The sequence below is a fragment of the Pseudomonadota bacterium genome, from assembly GCA_039024915.1.
Taxonomy (GTDB): domain Bacteria; phylum Pseudomonadota; class Alphaproteobacteria; order Rhizobiales; family MH13; genus MH13.
The window spans coordinates 160,797-178,494 of the sequence record JBCCPK010000007.1 but is presented as its reverse complement, the minus strand read 5'-3'; the positions used below and the strand labels follow the sequence as shown (position 1 = coordinate 178,494).

The window sequence follows — 17,698 nt, the reverse complement described above, 5'->3', positions numbered from 1 at the left end:
TATCGATCACGCTTGAAAGGCGATAAAGGGCTGGTCAATTCTTCTCTTTGTCGACCAGTGCTTTTTCTGAGATCCATGGCATCATTCCGCGCAGGCGCTCGCCGACCTCCTCGATGGGGTGGGCCGCGTTACGGGCGCGGGTCGCCTTGAACGAGGTTTGAGACACCTTGTTCTCGAGCATCCAATCCCGCGTGAATTTGCCGGACTGAATGTCTTCGAGAACCCGCTTCATCTCGGCCTTGGTTTCCGGCGTGATGATGCGTGGCCCGGTGACATATTCACCGTATTCGGCCGTGTTCGAGATCGAGTAGTTCATGTTGGCAATGCCGCCCTCGTAAATGAGGTCGACGATGAGTTTGGTTTCATGAAGGCACTCAAAATAAGCCATCTCGGGGGCGTAACCAGCTTCCACGAGCGTTTCGAAGCCCGCCCGGATGAGTTCGACCATGCCTCCACAAAGGACGACCTGCTCGCCAAACAGGTCGGTTTCGCACTCTTCCTGAAAGGTTGTCTCGATGATGCCTGCGCGCCCGCCGCCATTGGCTGAGGCATAGGACAGGGCGAGGTCGTGCGCATTGCCAGTCGCGTCCTGATCAATCGCGATGAGGGTCGGTACGCCGCCGCCGCGCAGATATTCCGAGCGCACGGTGTGACCCGGCCCTTTCGGCGCGACCATGAAGACGTCGAGATCGGCGCGGGCCTCGATGAGGTTGAAATGCACGTTAAGTCCGTGCGCAAAAACAAGAGCTGCGCCCTGCTTCATGTTGCCGGCCAGGTTTTCGGCGTAGATGTCGCCCTGCAGCTCGTCCGGGGTCAGCATCATCACCACATCGGCCCATTTCGCGCCCTCGGCGGGCGTCATGACTGTGAAGCCCGCTGCCTCTGCCTTTTTGGCCGTAGCGGAGCCTTCGCGCAGCGCAATCCGCACATCTTTGACACCTGAATCGCGCAGGTTCTGCGCATGCGCATGCCCCTGGCTGCCATAGCCGACGATCAGGACGGCCTTGTCCTTGATGAGATTGATGTCCGCGTCGCGGTCATAATACACGCGCATGTTTGTCTCCGTTTGCGGGTGAGGGCGCTAGCTCAGCGCCGTGGCATAAAGGGAAAGAAAAGTGTCGATGGCCTTTGCCGCGCGGGCGCGACGGTCACCCTCATTCAGCTCCGGGTCATCACCAAGTAAAGCCCGGATGTGAAGGTCGCCGACAATCAGACCGTACAGAAGTGTGTAGGCTTCCTGTGCGGTGTCGAATGCGATGAAGCGCTGCCGCTTGCCGTGAGTAAGCAGCTGGGTGGCACGGGCCTCGATCCGGCGCTTGCCTCTGTCAACGAGAAGCGCGCCGAGCCCAGCGCTCTCGCCGCGCACATGCTCGCCGGGGACCTGGCCGATCGAGAGGCGGTTGAGAGCAAGCGAGGTCTCTGACAGCAGAACTTCCAGCAGGTCTTCCGCGAAGGCCAGCAGCGCGGCGTCGAACGCGTCTTTTGTCGAGGGCAGGGCACGGTCATCGGCGCCGCGAACCTTTGATGCCTGGAAGGTGACGATGGCGGCGAGGATTCCGTCGCGATCGCCGAACCATTTGTAGAGGCTTTCTTTCGAGCAGTTTGCGGCCTTCGCTAAGCCAGCCGTGGTCAGCGCCTTATCACCGCCTTGCACAAGCAGGTTGAGCGCGATCTCGAGGACGGCGGCCTGGCGTTCGGTGAATTCAGTGTCGCCGGAAGGTGCATGTAAGCTGTCTACGGCCAAGGAGGAGCTCTTTGGTAGGTACTGTACGGTTCGGTACGCGCTTCAACAGGAATTCGCGTGAGCCGTCAAGCGGAACCAGAAGCAGATTTCGTTGGCTAAACGTTTTGACCGCAGGCCGCCCGATAGCGCCGAACGGCTTCGGCATAGCCATGGGTAAGAGCGTCCGCCGTCAAAGCATGGCCGATTGAAACTTCGGCAATCATCGGCGCCGAGCTAAGGAGGGGCGGGAGGTTGTCGAGCGTCAGATCGTGGCCGGCATTGATGCCCAGCCCTTCGCTGTGCGCAGCTTCGGCAGCATTTTTGAGCTTGGCCAATTCCTGAGCTTTCGCATCCGGATCAAATGTGTGGCCGTAAGGGCCGGTGTAAAGTTCGACCCTATCGGCACCGACTTCCTTCGCGCTCGCCATCTGGCCCGCATCGGCGTCCATGAACAGGGACACGCGAGCGCCGAACGCCTGCATCCGCGCGCAGGTTTCTCGCAGCATCGCCGCATGCGCCCCGACGTCCCAGCCATGATCCGACGTTGCCTGTGCCGGATCGTCAGGGACGAGCGTGACCTGGGTGGGCCGCGCCTGTTCGCACAGGGCAAGGAAGCGCTCTTCGGGGAAGCCCTCCATGTTAAACTCTTTACCCTGAAACTGAGCTTCGGACAGTAACGCCTTGATATCATGTACATCGTGCGTTCGAATGTGGCGCTGATCGGGCCGTGGATGTACGGTGATCCCAACCGCACCTTCTTCCAGACAAATACGACACAGATCGGTCACGGACGGCCAGGGCAGATCGCGGCGATTGCGCAAATGAGCGATGGCGTTGACGTTGACAGACAGTTCAGTGGGCATGGAGCGTTCCGTTCATCGTTTCGGGCTGCCGGACATGCGCCCGCAACGCCGCCGCGTCAACCGCGATTTGCCCATCTCAAGAGGGCTAAAAGCAGGCTTCGCCTATCGCCGCCCTTATGGCACGGCCATAGACGCTTTATGGCTCGGCCATGGACGGTTTTCTTCGCGACATAGGCGCAATGGTTGCCCAGCTCGACCTCGGCACGACCGCTTGGATCATGGTCGTGTTCTTTCTCGCGGGCGTCATCAAAGGTGTGGTCGGCTTCGGCATGCCGCTTTTCGCCCTGAGCGTTTTGTCGATCAGCATGCCGCTGTCGGTTGCCATTGCGGCCAATGTGGGTCCCTCGTTGGTGACCAATTTCATGCAGGCTGTCCGAGGGCCCTATCTCCGGCGGCTGGTGCGGCGGCTATGGCCGTTTCTCGTTCCCGCACTGGCACTCATCTGGCTAGGTACGCGTATCCAGACGCTTATTGATCCCGCCATTCCGGGCTTGCTGCTTGGCGTCCTCGCTATGGCGTTCGCGGCAACCGGTCTTTCCGGCTTTGCGCTGCGTTTGTCCGCTGAGGCGGAACGCTGGCTTGGACCGGTCGTTGGCTCCGTAAACGGCTTTGTCACGGGGATAACCGGGGTCTTTGTCATCCCCGGTGGCCTTTACCTGCAGTCTCTGGGCCTCAGGCGCGACGAACTGGTGCAAGCGCTGGGCATTTTGTTTCTGCTTTCAACGGCGATGATCGGCGTCGTGTTCACCGCCAAGAGCCTGATGACACCGACGCTGGCGCTCGTGTCCGCGCTGGCAATCGGTCCGGGCATCGTCGGAATGCGGATCGGCGAGCGGCTGCGTCAGCGTTTGTCCGAGCGTCTGTTTCGTATCGTTTTTCTGCTGGGCCTAGGTGTGATCGGCTTCTCGCTCACTGTGCGAAACGGTGCCGCCTTACTCGGCTGAACGCGCAAGCAAAGCATAGTCAAAACCCCTGTGCACTACGCGTTAAAAGTGTGTTAACTCTTTGTACGAGGGCAAAGAGCTTGGTTTGAGGAGACCAAAATCATGAAACGCTTTCTAACACTTGCCGGCGCGGTGTTTCTGGCTGGAGCAATGGCGTTGAGTACCGTTCAGCCGGCGGAAGCTGGAAATCGTCGAGGCGCCTTGGTTGCGGGGCTGATCATCGGCGGTGTCACCGCGGGCATCCTGGCAAGCCAGGCCCGCAACTACCACCGGCCGCAGTACTACTCTTACCGAGGCCGTCACGTACGCTTCGGGCGGGGCCACGTTTGGAACCAGCACGTGCGCTACTGCTACAACCGGTACCGGTCCTATAACCACCACAACAATTTGTTCCTGGCGTACTCGGGCCGTTATCACCACTGCCGCTCGCCGTTCATCCACTGAGCGGACGGGTTTTCCTCGTTAGTTCGGCGGTGTATGCACGCCTACCCGACCCGGTGCCTTAGCGCCGGGTGACGGGCATTTTCACTGTCCTTTGGACAGGCTCCGGGGCAGGTTGCACATGCCGCTGAACTATCAGATTTTCGACGTCTTTGTGTCGACACCATTTGCCGGTAATCCGCTTGCGGTCGTTGATATGCGTGTCGAAGCGTTCGCTGGAGAGCGGTTTCCCAGCGATGATGCGCTTCTGCGCATCGCGCGGGAGTTCAATCTCTCCGACACGATCTTTCTGTGTCATCCCGAAAATGATGTGCACTCGACGCGGCTGCGAATCCTGACCCCCGACCGTGAGTTGCCATTTGCGGGCCATCCGACCGTCGGCGCGGCCGTGGCTTTGAGCCGCGCGTCTCTGGCTGAGGGTTTGTCGGACGGTCTGGTCCTTCTGGAAACAGCGATTGGCGCCATTCGGGCAGCTGTCTCGTTTGAGCCAGACGATCCTGATCGCAATCGTGGCTTTGGCGAGTTTGATTTGTTGCATCTGCCACGGCGCTACACTTGGTCGGCGACGAAGGCAGAAATCGCCTTGGCGCTTGGCCTTGATCCTGGGCAAGTGGGTTTTGAAAACCATCTGCCGACCGTTTTTGATGGCGCGCTGCCCTACCATCTGGTGCCGGTGCGTGATCAGGCGGCGCTGGCGTCGGTCAAACCCAAGGCGGCGGCCATCGACAAGCTTCTTGGAATGTCCGATCGGCCGCCTGGCGTATTCGAACAGGCCCGCGACAGCCTGTACGTTTACACCCGTGATGCGGTCGCAGCCGACGCCGACTTCTCAGCTCGTAAATTGTGGCCGGAAAACGGGGTAGTCGAGGAGGACCCGGCGACGGGTTCCGCCGTGGCCAGTTTAGCGGGCGCCATCCATCTCTTCGATGCACCGATGGCTGGCCTGCATCGCCTGAGCATCGAACAGGGCGTCACAATCGGGCGGCCTTCAAGGCTCACGCTTGAGGTACAGGTCGGCGAAGATGGCGGCTTGCAGCGCGTGCGGCTGGGCGGCGAAGCAATACTGATCGGTGAGGGCACTTTGCTTTGGCCTTGAGCCCATTCAATTGACCCGAATTCGCTGATCCAAGCCCCTGAGCCACCATTCCAATACTCTTCCGATTGCGCGAGCCCAATCAATGACGCTGCCTTACCGCATCTTCGATGTCTTCACGCAGACCCCGCTCGCCGGAAACCCGCTGGCGGTGGTGGATCGGCGCGAGGTATCCCTGTCCGATGAGCGCATGCAGGCGTTGGCAGGCGAGTTCAATCTCTCAGAGACGGTTTTCCTATGCCCACCGGACAAGCCGAGCCATACCGCGAGCCTGCGCATCTTCACCCCTGACCGCGAGCTACCGTTCGCGGGGCATCCCACGGTTGGAGCGGCTGTCGCGCTGGGTTGCGATCTTTTTTCCGCCGGTATCGATACCGGGATTGTGTTGCTCGAAGAGCAGATCGGGCTCATTCGCTCGGCGGTGAGGGTCGACGCGGACCCGGCCATGCGGACGGGTGGATTTGCCGAATTTGACCTTGCCACCTTGCCGACGCGCGCGCCTTGGGATGTCGACAAAGCCGATCTCGCCCTCGCGCTTGGTCTAAGCCCCCACCAGATTGGCTTCGAAAACCATGTCTCGTCCGACTTTGATGGCGGCATGCCCTACTTCTGCGTCCCGGTGCACGATCTTGATGCCCTCAACAGCATCCAGCCCAATGCGCCCCTGTTTGCCGAGCGTTTCGCAGGCGGGCGGGGCCATGACAGCATGTATGCCTACACGCGCGAGACGGTCGGTGCGCATAGCGCATTTGCCGCGCGCATGATGTGGCCCGTCGGAGGGGTCGTCCGTGAAGACCCGGCAACGGGATCGGCAGTTGCATCGCTGGCGGGCGCGATTATGGCTTTTGACGCTCCGATGGAGGGCCTTCATCGCCTGACCATCGAGCAAGGCTTCGCGATGGGGCGTCCATCTCATATCGAGCTGGAACTTGAGGTCGATAGCGCGGGAAGTTTGCGGGCAGCGCGTCTTGGTGGGCACGCCGTTTGCGTCGCCGAAGGTGTGCTGAAGCTGTGATGCATGGCCCTTGTGCCGGGTTGCCAAGCCATTAAGGACTGGGTAACGGTCGCGTTGCACACTGTGCAATGGACACACTGAGGCTTTGCGATGATGCAGATCGCTGCTCTTTCAGGTCAAAAGGCTTTGCGACCCGACGCCGGGCCGCTCGCGCTTGCGCGACTCCTCCTTATCAGCCCCTAGGGACCGTCGGCGTTCAGACGCGCCGGGTTTTTAGGGGATTTCAAAAGACCGCATCCAACCTTTTGAAGTTGCGCCACAACGAGAGCGCACAAGGAGACCGAGCCATGGCCGCCAATCCGGCTTCCGCAACAATTGACCCGTCCCACCGTGACTATGTGCGGATTTTTGACACGACCTTACGCGACGGCGAGCAGTCGCCCGGCGCATCCATGACCCTTGAAGAGAAGCTGCAGGTCGCAGAACTGCTGGAAAGCATGGGCGTCGATATTATCGAAGCGGGCTTTCCGATCGCTTCCAACGGCGACTTTGAAGCTGTCTGTGAGATTGCCAAACGTTCCGATGGTTCGATCATCGCTGGGCTCGCCCGCGCGATCAACGCCGATATCGACCGTGCAGGGGAAGCGGTGAAGCACGCCAAGCGCGGACGCATCCACACCTTCGTTTCGACGTCGCCGATTCATTTGGCGCATCAGATGCGCAAGAATGAGGATCAGGTCCTTGAGATCGTCGAAGCGACGGTAACGCGGGCGCGCAATCTGATTGACGATGTTGAATGGTCGGCGATGGACGCGACCCGAACGCCCATCGAGTTTCTGGCCAAATGCGTTGATCTGGCCATCAAGAATGGCGCCACAACGATCAACCTGCCAGATACGGTGGGCTACGCGACGCCCGAAGAGTACAAGACGATGTTCGAGCGTATCCGCTCGATGGTGCCGGACTCTGACAAAGCCATCTTCTCCGTGCATTGCCATGATGATCTGGGCATGGCGGTCGCAAACTCGCTTGCCGGCGTTGCCGGCGGCGCGCGGCAAGTTGAATGCACCATCAACGGCTTGGGCGAGCGGGCAGGGAACGCCGCGCTTGAAGAAATCGTCATGGCGATCCGAACGCGCGGCGATGCGCTGCCTTACGCGTCCGCGGTCGATCCGAGCTTCCTGACACGCGCGTCCAAGCTGGTGGCGGCTGTTTCAGGCTTTCCGGTGCAGTACAACAAGGCCATCGTCGGCAAGAACGCGTTCGCGCACGAATCCGGCATCCATCAGGACGGCATGCTCAAGAACGCTGAGACGTATGAGATCATGCGGCCTGAAGATGTTGGCGTCCGCGAGACAAGCCTCGTCATGGGCAAGCATTCAGGGCGCCACGCGTTCAAGGAGAAGCTGGTCTCGCTGGGCCTTGATCTGGGTGACAACGCATTCGAGGACGCGTTCAACCGCTTCAAGGAGCTCGCCGACCGCAAGAAGCATGTCTACGACGAGGATATCGAAGCACTGGTGGAGACCGAAATCACCGAGCGCAGCGAGACCAATCATGTGCTCTCGTTGACGGTGATTGCTGGAACGGGTGGTCCGCAGAAAGCGATCCTGACCATGGACATTGGCGGCGCGCATATCACCCGCGAGGAAGCTGGCAACGGGCCGGTTGACGCTGTGTTCAACGCCATCAAGGCGATCATGCCGCACGAGGCAAACCTGTCGCTCTATCAGGTTCACGCTGTCACCGAAGGCACCGATGCGCAGGCCGAGGTTTCGGTTCGGCTCGAAGAAGAAGGGCGCATCGTAACCGGCCGCTCGGCAGACGCCGATACGCTTGTCGCGTCGGCCAAGGCCTATGTGTCGGCGCTCAACAAGCTGGCGATGCGGCGTGAAAGCCCGCCGGTCGATGTGCTGCAGGCGAGTTGAGCGGGGCGCGGCTAGACGGCCTCTTGCAAACACAAGGGCGCGGGCGTATATCCCGCGCCTTCCCAGATGGTACTCTGGCTTGGGTGATTAGCTCAGTTGGTAGAGCAGCTGACTCTTAATCAGCGGGTCACAGGTTCGAACCCTGTATCACCCACCAATATACATCAAGCACTTAGCACCGAAGCAACGCTTCGGTTCATCAAGTATTTTACAGTTGGTTTACACCCCTGTTCCCAAAATGTGCTTTCGATCTTCTCCATCGGACGCCTTGCGAGCGGACCTAAGACAATCCTTTTAACACACGTGTTTGGGGTAGAGGTTTTTGGAAGTCTAACCGACTGCTGCGGTGTCCGCGACGCTGCCGCTGATTGACCGCGTTTTACAGTATGCATTCGATGCCCTGGATGTTGGGGCGGCAATGCGATGCTCGCTGCCGCCCCGTCTCATCTAACGCAGTCGGGTTACTCAGCGGTCAGTTGTGCGACAGCACCTGTCCAGTCTTCCAAATGGAAAATGTGAGTGATCAACCCGTCTTCCATCGTTACGATATCGATGGACATGATCTCGAAGGCGTTGCCGGTTGCCGGGTCGACCCCGAAAAAGGGTCCAACGGGTGTGCCTGTTGCGGTACCGCGTACGACGAAGCGTCCATCAAGTTCGATGATCTCATCGGGGGTCCACGTTAGATCGGGCACCACCTGTCCCAAAAATGCGATGGTGTTGAGCATGCCCTGCGCGCCCGGTCCGCCCGGAGGTGTCGGGATGGAGACGACGTCCGGGGAAAACACCTGGTAATACTGGGCTTCGGTCGTCTCAGCCGGAGCCGTCAGGATGTCTGTGTAAAATGCACGGACCGTCTCCAGGTCGCTCGCGCTTGCTGAGCCGGTAAGTGTTCCGACTGCTGCCGCGGCTGCGATAAGCGTTTTGTTCATGATCATGTCTCCTATCCCACGCGTCGCGGGCTTTGATTGAGTTTTGATGTACTACCTGGTACGAAATCATGAGATGTGTGTCAATAATTAAATACCAGTCGGTATGAAAATATGGATGAAACCCAAAAACGAAAGCGCGGGCGCCCCAGTACGCTGGATGCAGAGAGCGTGCTGGATACGGCCATGCAGGCCTACTGGAGAAAGGATCCCGCTGACGTTTCCATCAACACCATTTGCCAGATGGCAGAGGTCTCAAAGCCTGCGCTCTATCGTGAATTCGGCAACGAAGATGGATTGATGGTGGCCGTTTTGGACCGCTATGCGGAGAAGGTCCTATCGGATATTTTTGAGATACTGGCCAAAGGCATGTCATTTAAAGACACGTTGGATGCGTTGGCCTTCTTCGTCAGCGAAGACGTAAAAATGGAAACCGGGTGCGTCTTCTACAAAATGCGCGCTGGGAAACACCGTCTGGGTCCAACGACCCGCGCCCGTGTTGATGCGATCGATACCGGCGCTGTCGACGCATTCAAGGCCTATTTGGCGGGACGGCGTGAAAACGGGGACTGGACCAACACTGTGTCCGTACCCATTGTTGCCCGATATCTTGTCGAACAAATGGGTTTGGCGCTAACCCAGAGAGCGTCGGGGGAAGACCCAGAACAGGTCCGTGAAACGCTTAAGCTGGCGCTGTCAGCGATACACTAGTCCAGACGCGACTCCTTCAAGAAAAGACAAACCACCCACGTGCAGCAAGAGGCAATTAGAACACTCGCCGCAACCCAAACCGAGCCAAAACCCGACGATTTTGGCACATGTGTTTTGGAAAAGGGTTTTCCGCCGGTCGTGTGTTGTGCGTGCTGCCAGATATCGCCAGCTGCCGCGCCAATTCGACCATCGCGCCGTTCACTTCAGATAAGTGTTCGACGCCGTTCTCCAACAGAGGTTTGCCCTTTGGTCTTCGGCATACATCGCGGTAGCTGACAAAAAACCCGAGTAAATCGTGTCAAACGACCCGCAAAGACCGTCGACAGGGAAGTTCGAGGCAAACATGGCTCGCTCGGAGCCAAACGTGTCGACGCAAAAGCGGATGATGTCCTGATTGTCCTCTAAGCGCCACGGTTGATTGGGAAGTCCCAGCCCGGAAATCTTCACCCTTGCCTGCGGTAAGGCGGCGAAGGCTTCCATCGCCTCTCGCCAACCGTCGAGGCACGCTGCTGAACGGTCGGAGGGAAGCCCTACATGGTTGAGAACTATGAGCGTTTCAGGGCTGACTGTAGCCAGATCAATGGCCTCGTGAAGGTGCCACCATGGCGTTTGCAGATCGAAGATCAGACCGCAGTCGCTCAGTCGCTTGAAGCCCTCGCGGAAAGCATCATCAGTCATACCGCCAGCCGGGCCGCCGGGCTTGGCGTTCGCGCGCGGCTTGTGACGAACCGATCGCACAAGGGGTAATCTCTCGTAGACCTTCAGCACCTGCGGGAGATCCTCGCGATCGAGCCATGCCTGAGCAACGTGAGCGGCAGGCCGTCCCTGCACATCCGCGAGCCGCTGTAGCCAAAGCGCTTCGCCTGTCGGGTCGGTCGGGTTCCATTCGCCTTCCATGGTGATGGAAGCCGTGACATCCCATCCTGCGGTCACCCGATCATAGTCAGCCAGCATGAAAGGGTGCCGTATGGCTGAATAGTCGCCGTATCGGAAGGGGATCATCGGCTCATCACGCAACCAGGGATGGTCGTTTGCCACCGGGTCCCAGAGATGGTGGTGCGCGTCGATGATCTTCATCGGCTGGCTTCTTCGTCACCCTTTTTGGGCCGATGTCGCAGGTGCCTGACGATTGGCACCGTCCATGCCAGGAGCACAGCTATGGCAAGCATCACCGCAACAGGCCGCGAGAAGAATACCGTCACATCGCCCTGCGAGATGAGCATCGATGTCACGAAGTTGAACTCCAAGATGCCGCCCAGAACGATACCCAGGATGGCCGGAGCTATCGGGATCTTATTCTCCTCAAAGAACCAGCCGATCAATCCGAACACCAGCATGGTCAAAACACCAAAGGCAGTATTGTTGATGGCAAAACTCCCAACGATGCAGCATGCCAACACGACGGGCGTGAAGTAAGCCGACGGTATGCGCAGCAGTTGGCGCGAGGCTTTAATGATTGCCCAACCAAAGGGGATAAGAAGCATGTTAGCCAGCAGAAAGGCGAAGAAGATCGCATAAACCAATTCGGGTGTGCGAACGAAGATGATGGGGCCGGGTTCGAGGCCCTTGAGGTACAAAACCCCGATCACAATGGCCGTGATGCTATCGCCAGGAATGCCGAACACCAGCGTTGGCACCCAAGCGCTCGATAGCGCGCCATTGTTGGCGGCGCCAGCTTCTATCAACCCTTCATCGTGCCCTTTGCCGAACGCCTCAGGTGTCTTGGAGTTTCGTTTTGCCAGAGCGTAGGCTACCCACGCAGCAATGTCCGCGCCCGCACCTGGCAACGCGCCGATCAACGAGCCGGTGAGCCCGCCGCGAACGACATTGGACCGGCGCTTCCAAAGAGTTGTTCCCAGACCAGGGAAGATAGGCCCCATAACCGGAGGCCGCCGCTTTTCGGCCATCGCTGAGATGTTGCGCAAGACTTCAGGCAACGCGAACATGCCGATCATGGCCGGGATGAAGCTAACACCGCCCATCAGCTCAATGGAACCGAACGTGTAACGCGGTTGACCGGCGACGGTATCGATGCCGATCATGGCTACCCAAAGGCCGAACAGAACGGAAATGATGCCCTTCAGCGCCGAATTCGACGCGATTACCGCCGCGCAGCTGAGCCCCAAAATAGCGAGCCAAAAGTACTCGACCGCAGAGAAATTGGTGGCAAATCGCGCCAGCGCCGGGGCGGCAAGCATCAACAGAAGAACGCCGATCGTACCCCCGATGCAAGCCGAAACCATGGAAAGGCCCAGGGCCCGTTCCGGACACCCCTGCTTGGTCATTGCGTACCCGTCATCGACATAGGCAGCCGAAGCCGGCGTGCCGGGTATGCGAAGCAGAGTGCCAGGAATGTCGCCTGCGAAAATCGCCATCGCGGCCAGTGAAGCAATGGCAGCAATGGCCGGTACCGGGTCCATGAAAAAGGTGATTGGGATCAGCAGCGCGACGCCCATTACGGCGGTCAGGCCTGGTATTGCCCCGATGGTGATGCCGATCAGGCTGGCCACCACGACTGTGCCGATCACATCGGGCTGAAAAACAAGGCTGAGCGCTTCTGCGAAAACACTCATGTGATCACCCGCTCAACAAGTCCAAATGGCAGCGGAACGCGCAGGAGGACTGAGAAGATGAGATGGAGCAGAACGGCAACGCCAAGGCCTGTCAACGCGGCTGATAAAACTCGCCCGCCAGCAATTACGATAAGGCCAGTAATCATAAGAGCCGTCGTGGCGATGAAGCCAAGATGCGGCGAGATGAAAACCCAAAGCAGGACGGCCACGAACACGGAAGCAACTTTCAGACCCTGGGCGCCTTGCACCATCTGACTGACGGCGAGCCAGGGGGTGTCCGTGCGGGCCATGGCGAGTGCAAGGCCGCTCAGGATCATCGCGGAGCCGATCAGTCGCGGGAAGAAGGATGAACCAAACTGTTGGCCCGGAAGCTCACGAAATCCCAAGGTTCCAGCAATCACCGCAACGCCTGCGACGATGACAAGTCCACCTAAGAAGCGATCGTTGACTTGCATTAGAAAAAGGCGCCGGCTCGTGGGGTATCGCCGACGCCTATTCCCCATTACTGAGCGATGCCAAGATCCGTCAGAAGTGACGAGGCCTCACCAGCAAAGCCGGAAGCGAAAGCAGAGAATGCTTCTGATCCATCGAACAGCGGTGTGATGCCACGGTCAGCCAACGCCTCCTGGACAGCTGCGGAGGCATGCGCTTCTGCGGCGGCCGCTTCAATGGTGGCTTTCACATCGTCGGGCAGTCCGGACGGTGCGCAGAGAGAGAACCAGTTGCTGAGGGCCCAATCAATCCCGCTCTCTTTGAGCGTGGGGACGTCTGGGAATGCCGGGGAGCGTTCCTCTGACATGATGCCGAGGATGCGAACCTCTCCGGCGTCGGCGAGCGCACGAGCTTCAATCGGTGATCCGGTGAACATGCTGATGCTGCCTGCGACCAACTCTTGAAGAGCTGGTGCGCCTCCCTGTGAGGGGATGAAGCGAACGGTATCAACAGAGCCGCCCGCCTCACGCATCATGCCGGCCACCGCCATGTGCCATGGACCACCGAGACCAGAGCCGGAGGAGGTCATATCTCCGGTTGACGCTGCTTCGACCACCTCTTCGACCGACGTGTGCGGGCTGTCCGCCGCTACCGTCACACCAGCGGGAATTTCCGCCAACCGTGAAATCAGGTCAAAGCTTTCCGGCGTAATGTCCGCAAGACCGATGGTGTCAAAATAGGTGATCTCAGATGTGCAGGCGCCCAGCGTGTAGCCATCGGCTTGTGCATTGGCGATGGCTGAGTGTCCCACAACGCCCGAACCGCCGGTTCGGTTGACCACGTTGATCGGTTGCCCCATCGCTTCTTCAAAACCAACCGCGAAAATACGAATGATCGTATCAGTTCCGCCCCCGGCGCCCCAGGGAACGATGATTGTTACCGGTCTTTCGGGAAATTCTGCAAACGCAGGCGTGGCGGCAAATGCGGTAAGGGACATGGCTGCTGCTGCTGCACCGGTGATGATCTTTTTCATGTATTCCTCCGTGGCCACATTCTTGGTTTTTGTCTTACGGCATCAAGCCGGCGCACCCCTGTGGCGGAGGGCGCAAAATGCGAGGTCAAGCAGGGTCTGGTCGCAAACTGGTTGCGGAATTCGGGTGATCGGTATCCGTCGTGGTGCCAGCCCAAAGTGAGTGCGCCACCTAGAAAGGGGCATCAAAGCGAGGGACCATTCGCCGTTCGTGCATCCACCGGGAATCAGTGCGTTCCCTGCGCGTTCCATTAGGCGACCTGCTCCAAGCGTGCAGCGCGATGGGTCTTGGCCATGCGCACAAGAAGATCAAAGGCTTGGCGGGTAGCCCCAACGTTGGCCTTATTCTGTCCGGCGATATCGAAGGCAGTGCCGTGTGCGGGGGTCGCGATCGGGATCGGCAAGCCGCCCGCGACCGTCACGCCGCGCTCGAAACCCATCAGCTTGATCGCTATCTGGCCCTGGTCGTGGTACATCGTGACCACCGCATCAACCTCGCCGCGTTTGGCTTTCAAGAACACGGTGTCGGATGGCCAGGGACCGGTCACTTTCATCTGCCGTTCCTGGCAACTGCGCACTGCAGGTTCGAGGATTTCGATCTCTTCTCGACCGAATTTGCCATTGTCGCCAGCGTGCGGATTAAGCGCGGCAACCGCGATGTGCGGATGATCGCGACCGGCGCGCTTCAGGGTGTTGTAGGCAAGACCCACGGCGCGGATAACGCCGGCTTCATCGATATTCTGCGCAACGTCTTTAAGACCGATATGGCTGGTGACACGCGTGGTCATCAGATCGTCCAAGACGTTGATTTCGCTGTGATAGCCTTCAAAACCGAGATAGCGCGCCATGTAGCGATGCTCGTCTTCGGCATTCAGACCAGCGGACGTCATCGCTGCTTTGTTGAAGGGTGCGAAGAGGATGCCATCGACCAGGTCGGCCTGTGCCAGATCCATCGCCCGATCGAGGCAGCGTAGAGAGGTTGTGCCACCAGCCTTGGTAACCTCGGCAATGCGCACGTCTTCAGGAGAAATCGTGTTCATATCGAGGTGCGCGAGCCCGCCAAAGTCCGCAATGCTGTCCTCGGAAATGGTGTTGAGTGGCACCTCTAAATGAGCCTGCTTGCCACCCCGTTGCCATAGATGGCCGTCGCCAACCAGAACGATGTCCGCCGCTTCTCGTACACCGTCTTCATGGAGCAGCTTGGCAATGAGCTCCGGTCCAATCCCGGAGGGGTCGCCTGGCACGATTGCAAGTCGGGGTCGGCTCATGATGATCGCTCTTGTTTGGCTTGGGCGCGCTCATCGAGCGCTGCTGCGATGTTGGTCTCGGCGGTTTGCAAATGCTTCTTCAAAGCGGCAGCTGTGCGCCCAGGGTCGCGCGCCGTCAGCGCCTCGACAATTTCCAGATGTTCCCGGCGGGTCTCCCCACGTCCTTGCAGGCGCTGGGAGGACAAAAAGCGCACGCGCCAAAGCCGGGCATTGTAGGTCTTGTGCGTGTCCGCCAGTGCTTGGTTGCGCGCGGCTGCGACGATGGCATTGTGAAACTGCATGTCTTGCCTAAAGGCGCGTAGCTTTCCTTCGGCATCGGCAGCGTCTGCTATGGACATGTTGATGTCGGCAATCGTGGCCAGTTCCCGATCAGAGGCCAGCGAGCACGCCAGTTCGCCGGCAAGCGCTTCAAGACATCCTTGGACCCGCAGATAATCGTTGATCTCTTCAAGCGACGGGTCGGCAACATAGGGTCGGCGCGAGGGCGTGTAGGAAACAAGACCTTCATTCGCAAGCAGGCGAATGGCTTCGCGCATTGGCGTACGGCTGACATTCAGGGCTTCGGCGAGATCGCGCTCTGGCAATGCCATACCAGGTGGCAACTTTTCGAGTAGGATCATCTCGCGCAGTGTGCTGGCAGCATCTTCCGACAGGCTGGGGCTGCGTGAAACCCCGCCTTCCTTGTCGATGAGACTTTTAAGGTCGATGACAGTGCTCATGCCTAGTGCCCCCAGCTCAGCGCGACCGGGTCCAACGGACGCACGAGATCAAGCAGTTGCTGGTGCGTCTGCGCGTGAAGCGGCGGGATCGGATGACGGCAGAAGGCCGAACCAAAGACCCCGCCCTCAACCATCACAGCTTTGGCAGACCGGAATCCGCATTGGCGATTCTCAAAGTTGATGGCTGGCAAGACACGCGCATAGGCCGCCGTCGCCGCTTCGTGATCGCCGGCGCGATGCGCCTCGACGACGGGCTTAATCTGATCAGGGATCATCGCGCTCGTCATGGAACCGGTAGCACCCGCATCGAGATCAGCCATCAAGGTGATCCCTTCTTCGCCATCAAACGGCCCTTCGATAGCATCGCCACCCTCGGTAACGAGCGCGCGCAGCTTCGCTGCGGCTTGAGCGCATTCGATCTTGAACAGCTTCAACATCTCAATTTCACGCGCCATCTTAACAAGGAGCGGAACAGGCAGATCGACGCCAGAGAGCGGCGCGTCCTGCACCATGATGGGAATGCCGACATCGCCAACGCGTGCGAACTGCTCATAGGTCTGCTCAGCACTCCCGCGCATGAGCGCGCCATGATAAGGCGGCATCATCATCACGATAGAAGCGCCATGATCCTTCGCGTGCCTGGCGCGCGTAACAGCGATTTCAGTGGCGAAGTGACTGATCGTGACAATGACGGGCAGCCGACCTGCCATCTGCTGCAAAGACAGTTCAGTCAGCTCGCGCCGTTCCTCATCTGTGATGAGAAACTGCTCAGAGAAATTCGCCAGAATGCAAATGCCATCCGATCCCTGATCGACCATGCAATCAATGACGCGGCGCATGCCGTCATAGTCCACCGTCCCATCATCATGGAAAGGCGTCGGCGCAACCGGCCAAATGCCCGAATAGGTCGTCATTCGTGGATCTCGAAATGCTCAAGGTGTTTGTCGGTGATGCTGATACCCAAGCCCGGCGTGTCGTCGTCGAGCTGCAGGAAGCCATCCTCGGCCTCCGGGTCGCCATCGAAGATGTAGTAGAACAACTCATTGCCAACTTCGACGTCGAAGACCGGGAAGTACTCGCTGATCGGGCAGTTCGTGTTGGCCATGGACACGTGATAATTGTGCGCCTGACCGGCGTGCGGGATCACAGGCAGCTGATAGGCTTCGGCAATCGCGTTTATCTTCTGCGCCGCGGTGATACCGCCGACGCGGTTGGTATCGTACTGAAGGACACTGACGGCCTTGGTTGCGATCAGATCCTTGCAGCCAATGATCGAATATTCGTGCTCGCCACCTGAGATCGGGACGATGTTCATTGCATTGAGCTCGCGATAACCCTCGACGTCATCGGCGATAACCGGCTCCTCAAGCCAGCGGGGCTCATACTTTGCCAGCTTCGGCAGCATGCGCTTGGTGTAATCGAGGTTCCAGCCCATGTAGCACTCAAGCATGAAGTCGACATCGTAACCGATCACCTCACGAATGGCCTCGACGCGTTTGAGGTTCTCGCGCATGCCGGCCATGCCGTCCTTCGGACCCCACCCAAACCGCATCTTGTAGCCTGTGTAGCCGTGCTTCTTGGCCTCCTCGGCCTCCCTCTGCATGGCGTCGATAGGGCCCGAGTAAAGCTTGGAATAGTAGACCGGGATCCGCTCCTTGGTCCGGCCACCCAACAGCTTGAATACCGGCTTACCGGCCAACTTGCCCATCAGATCCCAAATCGCGATATCGATGGCCGACATCGCCGTCATACCAACGCCCTTGCGGCCCCAGGCATGGGTGCGGCGGTACATCTTTTCCCAAATATAAGCGTAGTCGAACGGGTCCTCGCCGATCACCAGAGGGGCGTACCACTCATCAATGGCTGCCTTGACCAAACCGGGCGCCAGCGCCGCGTTGCCGATGCCGACGGTCCCGTCTTCCGCCTCAACCTCGCAGGTCAGCCACTGGTGGAACCGAAAGGACTCCATGGCGTCGCCCTTCATCCAAAGGGCATCAGAGGCGTTGGTGCAGAAATTGCCGGTCGGAGGGACCGTTGGGCCTTTCCAGTGCCAGACGCGTGCACGGACGGATTTAATCTTGGTCATGAC

At 59.1% G+C, this 17,698-nt stretch carries 18 protein-coding genes and 1 tRNA gene; 7 read left to right on the top strand and 12 right to left on the bottom strand.

From position 1 onward, the window contains the following. Positions 1-34: 34 nt before the first annotated feature. The 3 genes from ilvC to AAF739_14945 form a co-directional block, all read right to left on the bottom strand. Positions 35-1,054 (bottom strand): ketol-acid reductoisomerase, encoded by a 1,020-nt coding sequence (gene ilvC / locus AAF739_14955; GenBank protein ID MEM6383969.1) that lies wholly within the window; start codon positions 1,052-1,054, stop codon positions 35-37. 27 nt (positions 1,055-1,081) lie between these two features. Next, positions 1,082-1,744 (bottom strand): TetR/AcrR family transcriptional regulator, encoded by a 663-nt coding sequence (locus AAF739_14950; GenBank protein ID MEM6383968.1) that lies wholly within the window; start codon positions 1,742-1,744, stop codon positions 1,082-1,084. Positions 1,745-1,839: 95 nt separating this feature from the next. Further along, entirely contained in the window at positions 1,840-2,586 is a 747-nt protein-coding gene (locus tag AAF739_14945; protein MEM6383967.1) for a pyridoxine 5'-phosphate synthase, read from the bottom strand. Between the two features lie 149 nt (positions 2,587-2,735). Between AAF739_14945 and AAF739_14940 the strand changes: the two genes are divergently transcribed. The 6 genes from AAF739_14940 to AAF739_14915 all read left to right on the top strand — a co-directional run bounded on the left by AAF739_14940 (position 2,736) and on the right by AAF739_14915 (position 8,104). Beyond that, positions 2,736-3,530 (top strand): sulfite exporter TauE/SafE family protein, encoded by a 795-nt coding sequence (locus AAF739_14940; protein MEM6383966.1) that lies wholly within the window; start codon positions 2,736-2,738, stop codon positions 3,528-3,530. 102 nt (positions 3,531-3,632) lie between these two features. Next, a complete protein-coding gene (locus AAF739_14935) occupies positions 3,633-3,974 on the top strand; it encodes a BA14K family protein (GenBank protein ID MEM6383965.1) in 342 nt (113 codons plus the stop codon). Between the two features lie 118 nt (positions 3,975-4,092). Beyond that, the gene (locus tag AAF739_14930; protein MEM6383964.1) at positions 4,093-5,067 is read left to right on the top strand and encodes a PhzF family phenazine biosynthesis protein; all 975 of its coding nucleotides are present in this window, start codon (positions 4,093-4,095) and stop codon (positions 5,065-5,067) included. An 82-nt stretch (positions 5,068-5,149) separates the two neighbouring features. Further along, the gene (locus AAF739_14925) at positions 5,150-6,079 is read left to right on the top strand and encodes a PhzF family phenazine biosynthesis protein (GenBank protein MEM6383963.1); all 930 of its coding nucleotides are present in this window, start codon (positions 5,150-5,152) and stop codon (positions 6,077-6,079) included. 287 nt (positions 6,080-6,366) lie between these two features. Further along, complete coding sequence (locus AAF739_14920; protein MEM6383962.1) at positions 6,367-7,947, top strand: 2-isopropylmalate synthase; 1,581 nt, start codon at positions 6,367-6,369, stop codon at positions 7,945-7,947. Positions 7,948-8,028: 81 nt separating this feature from the next. Continuing rightward, positions 8,029-8,104, top strand: a tRNA-Lys gene (locus tag AAF739_14915). 304 nt (positions 8,105-8,408) lie between these two features. On the opposite strand, the gene AAF739_14910 is transcribed toward AAF739_14915, so the two are convergent. Continuing rightward, entirely contained in the window at positions 8,409-8,879 is a 471-nt protein-coding gene (locus AAF739_14910) for an ester cyclase (protein MEM6383961.1), read from the bottom strand. Between the two features lie 111 nt (positions 8,880-8,990). Here AAF739_14910 and AAF739_14905 point away from each other — a divergent pair, with 111 nt between their 5' ends. Continuing rightward, complete coding sequence (locus AAF739_14905; protein ID MEM6383960.1) at positions 8,991-9,587, top strand: TetR/AcrR family transcriptional regulator; 597 nt, start codon at positions 8,991-8,993, stop codon at positions 9,585-9,587. A gap of 198 nt (positions 9,588-9,785) precedes the next feature. Here the strand turns inward: AAF739_14905 and AAF739_14900 are convergent, their stop codons facing one another. The 8 genes from AAF739_14900 to AAF739_14865 all read right to left on the bottom strand — a co-directional run bounded on the left by AAF739_14900 (position 9,786) and on the right by AAF739_14865 (position 17,695). After that, positions 9,786-10,664: an amidohydrolase family protein gene (locus AAF739_14900; protein MEM6383959.1), complete on the bottom strand. Its 879-nt coding sequence runs from the start codon at positions 10,662-10,664 to the stop codon at positions 9,786-9,788. After that, positions 10,661-12,160, bottom strand: coding sequence for a tripartite tricarboxylate transporter permease (locus tag AAF739_14895; GenBank protein ID MEM6383958.1), 1,500 nt, complete (start codon positions 12,158-12,160; stop codon positions 10,661-10,663). Before AAF739_14895 ends, AAF739_14900 begins: the two co-directional genes overlap by 4 nt. Next, complete coding sequence (locus AAF739_14890; GenBank protein MEM6383957.1) at positions 12,157-12,615, bottom strand: tripartite tricarboxylate transporter TctB family protein; 459 nt, start codon at positions 12,613-12,615, stop codon at positions 12,157-12,159. Before AAF739_14890 ends, AAF739_14895 begins: the two co-directional genes overlap by 4 nt. Positions 12,616-12,662: 47 nt before the next feature. Further along, on the bottom strand, positions 12,663-13,625 hold the full coding sequence (locus AAF739_14885) for a tripartite tricarboxylate transporter substrate binding protein (GenBank protein MEM6383956.1): 963 nt from the start codon (positions 13,623-13,625) through the stop codon (positions 12,663-12,665). A 248-nt stretch (positions 13,626-13,873) separates the two neighbouring features. Further along, the gene (locus AAF739_14880; protein MEM6383955.1) at positions 13,874-14,890 is read right to left on the bottom strand and encodes a 4-hydroxythreonine-4-phosphate dehydrogenase PdxA; all 1,017 of its coding nucleotides are present in this window, start codon (positions 14,888-14,890) and stop codon (positions 13,874-13,876) included. Continuing rightward, the gene (locus AAF739_14875; GenBank protein MEM6383954.1) at positions 14,887-15,609 is read right to left on the bottom strand and encodes a GntR family transcriptional regulator; all 723 of its coding nucleotides are present in this window, start codon (positions 15,607-15,609) and stop codon (positions 14,887-14,889) included. Before AAF739_14875 ends, AAF739_14880 begins: the two co-directional genes overlap by 4 nt. A gap of 2 nt (positions 15,610-15,611) precedes the next feature. After that, a complete protein-coding gene (locus AAF739_14870) occupies positions 15,612-16,523 on the bottom strand; it encodes a dihydrodipicolinate synthase family protein (protein ID MEM6383953.1) in 912 nt (303 codons plus the stop codon). Then, the gene (locus AAF739_14865; GenBank protein ID MEM6383952.1) at positions 16,520-17,695 is read right to left on the bottom strand and encodes an L-rhamnonate dehydratase; all 1,176 of its coding nucleotides are present in this window, start codon (positions 17,693-17,695) and stop codon (positions 16,520-16,522) included. Before AAF739_14865 ends, AAF739_14870 begins: the two co-directional genes overlap by 4 nt. Between the last annotated feature and the right edge of the window lie 3 nt (positions 17,696-17,698).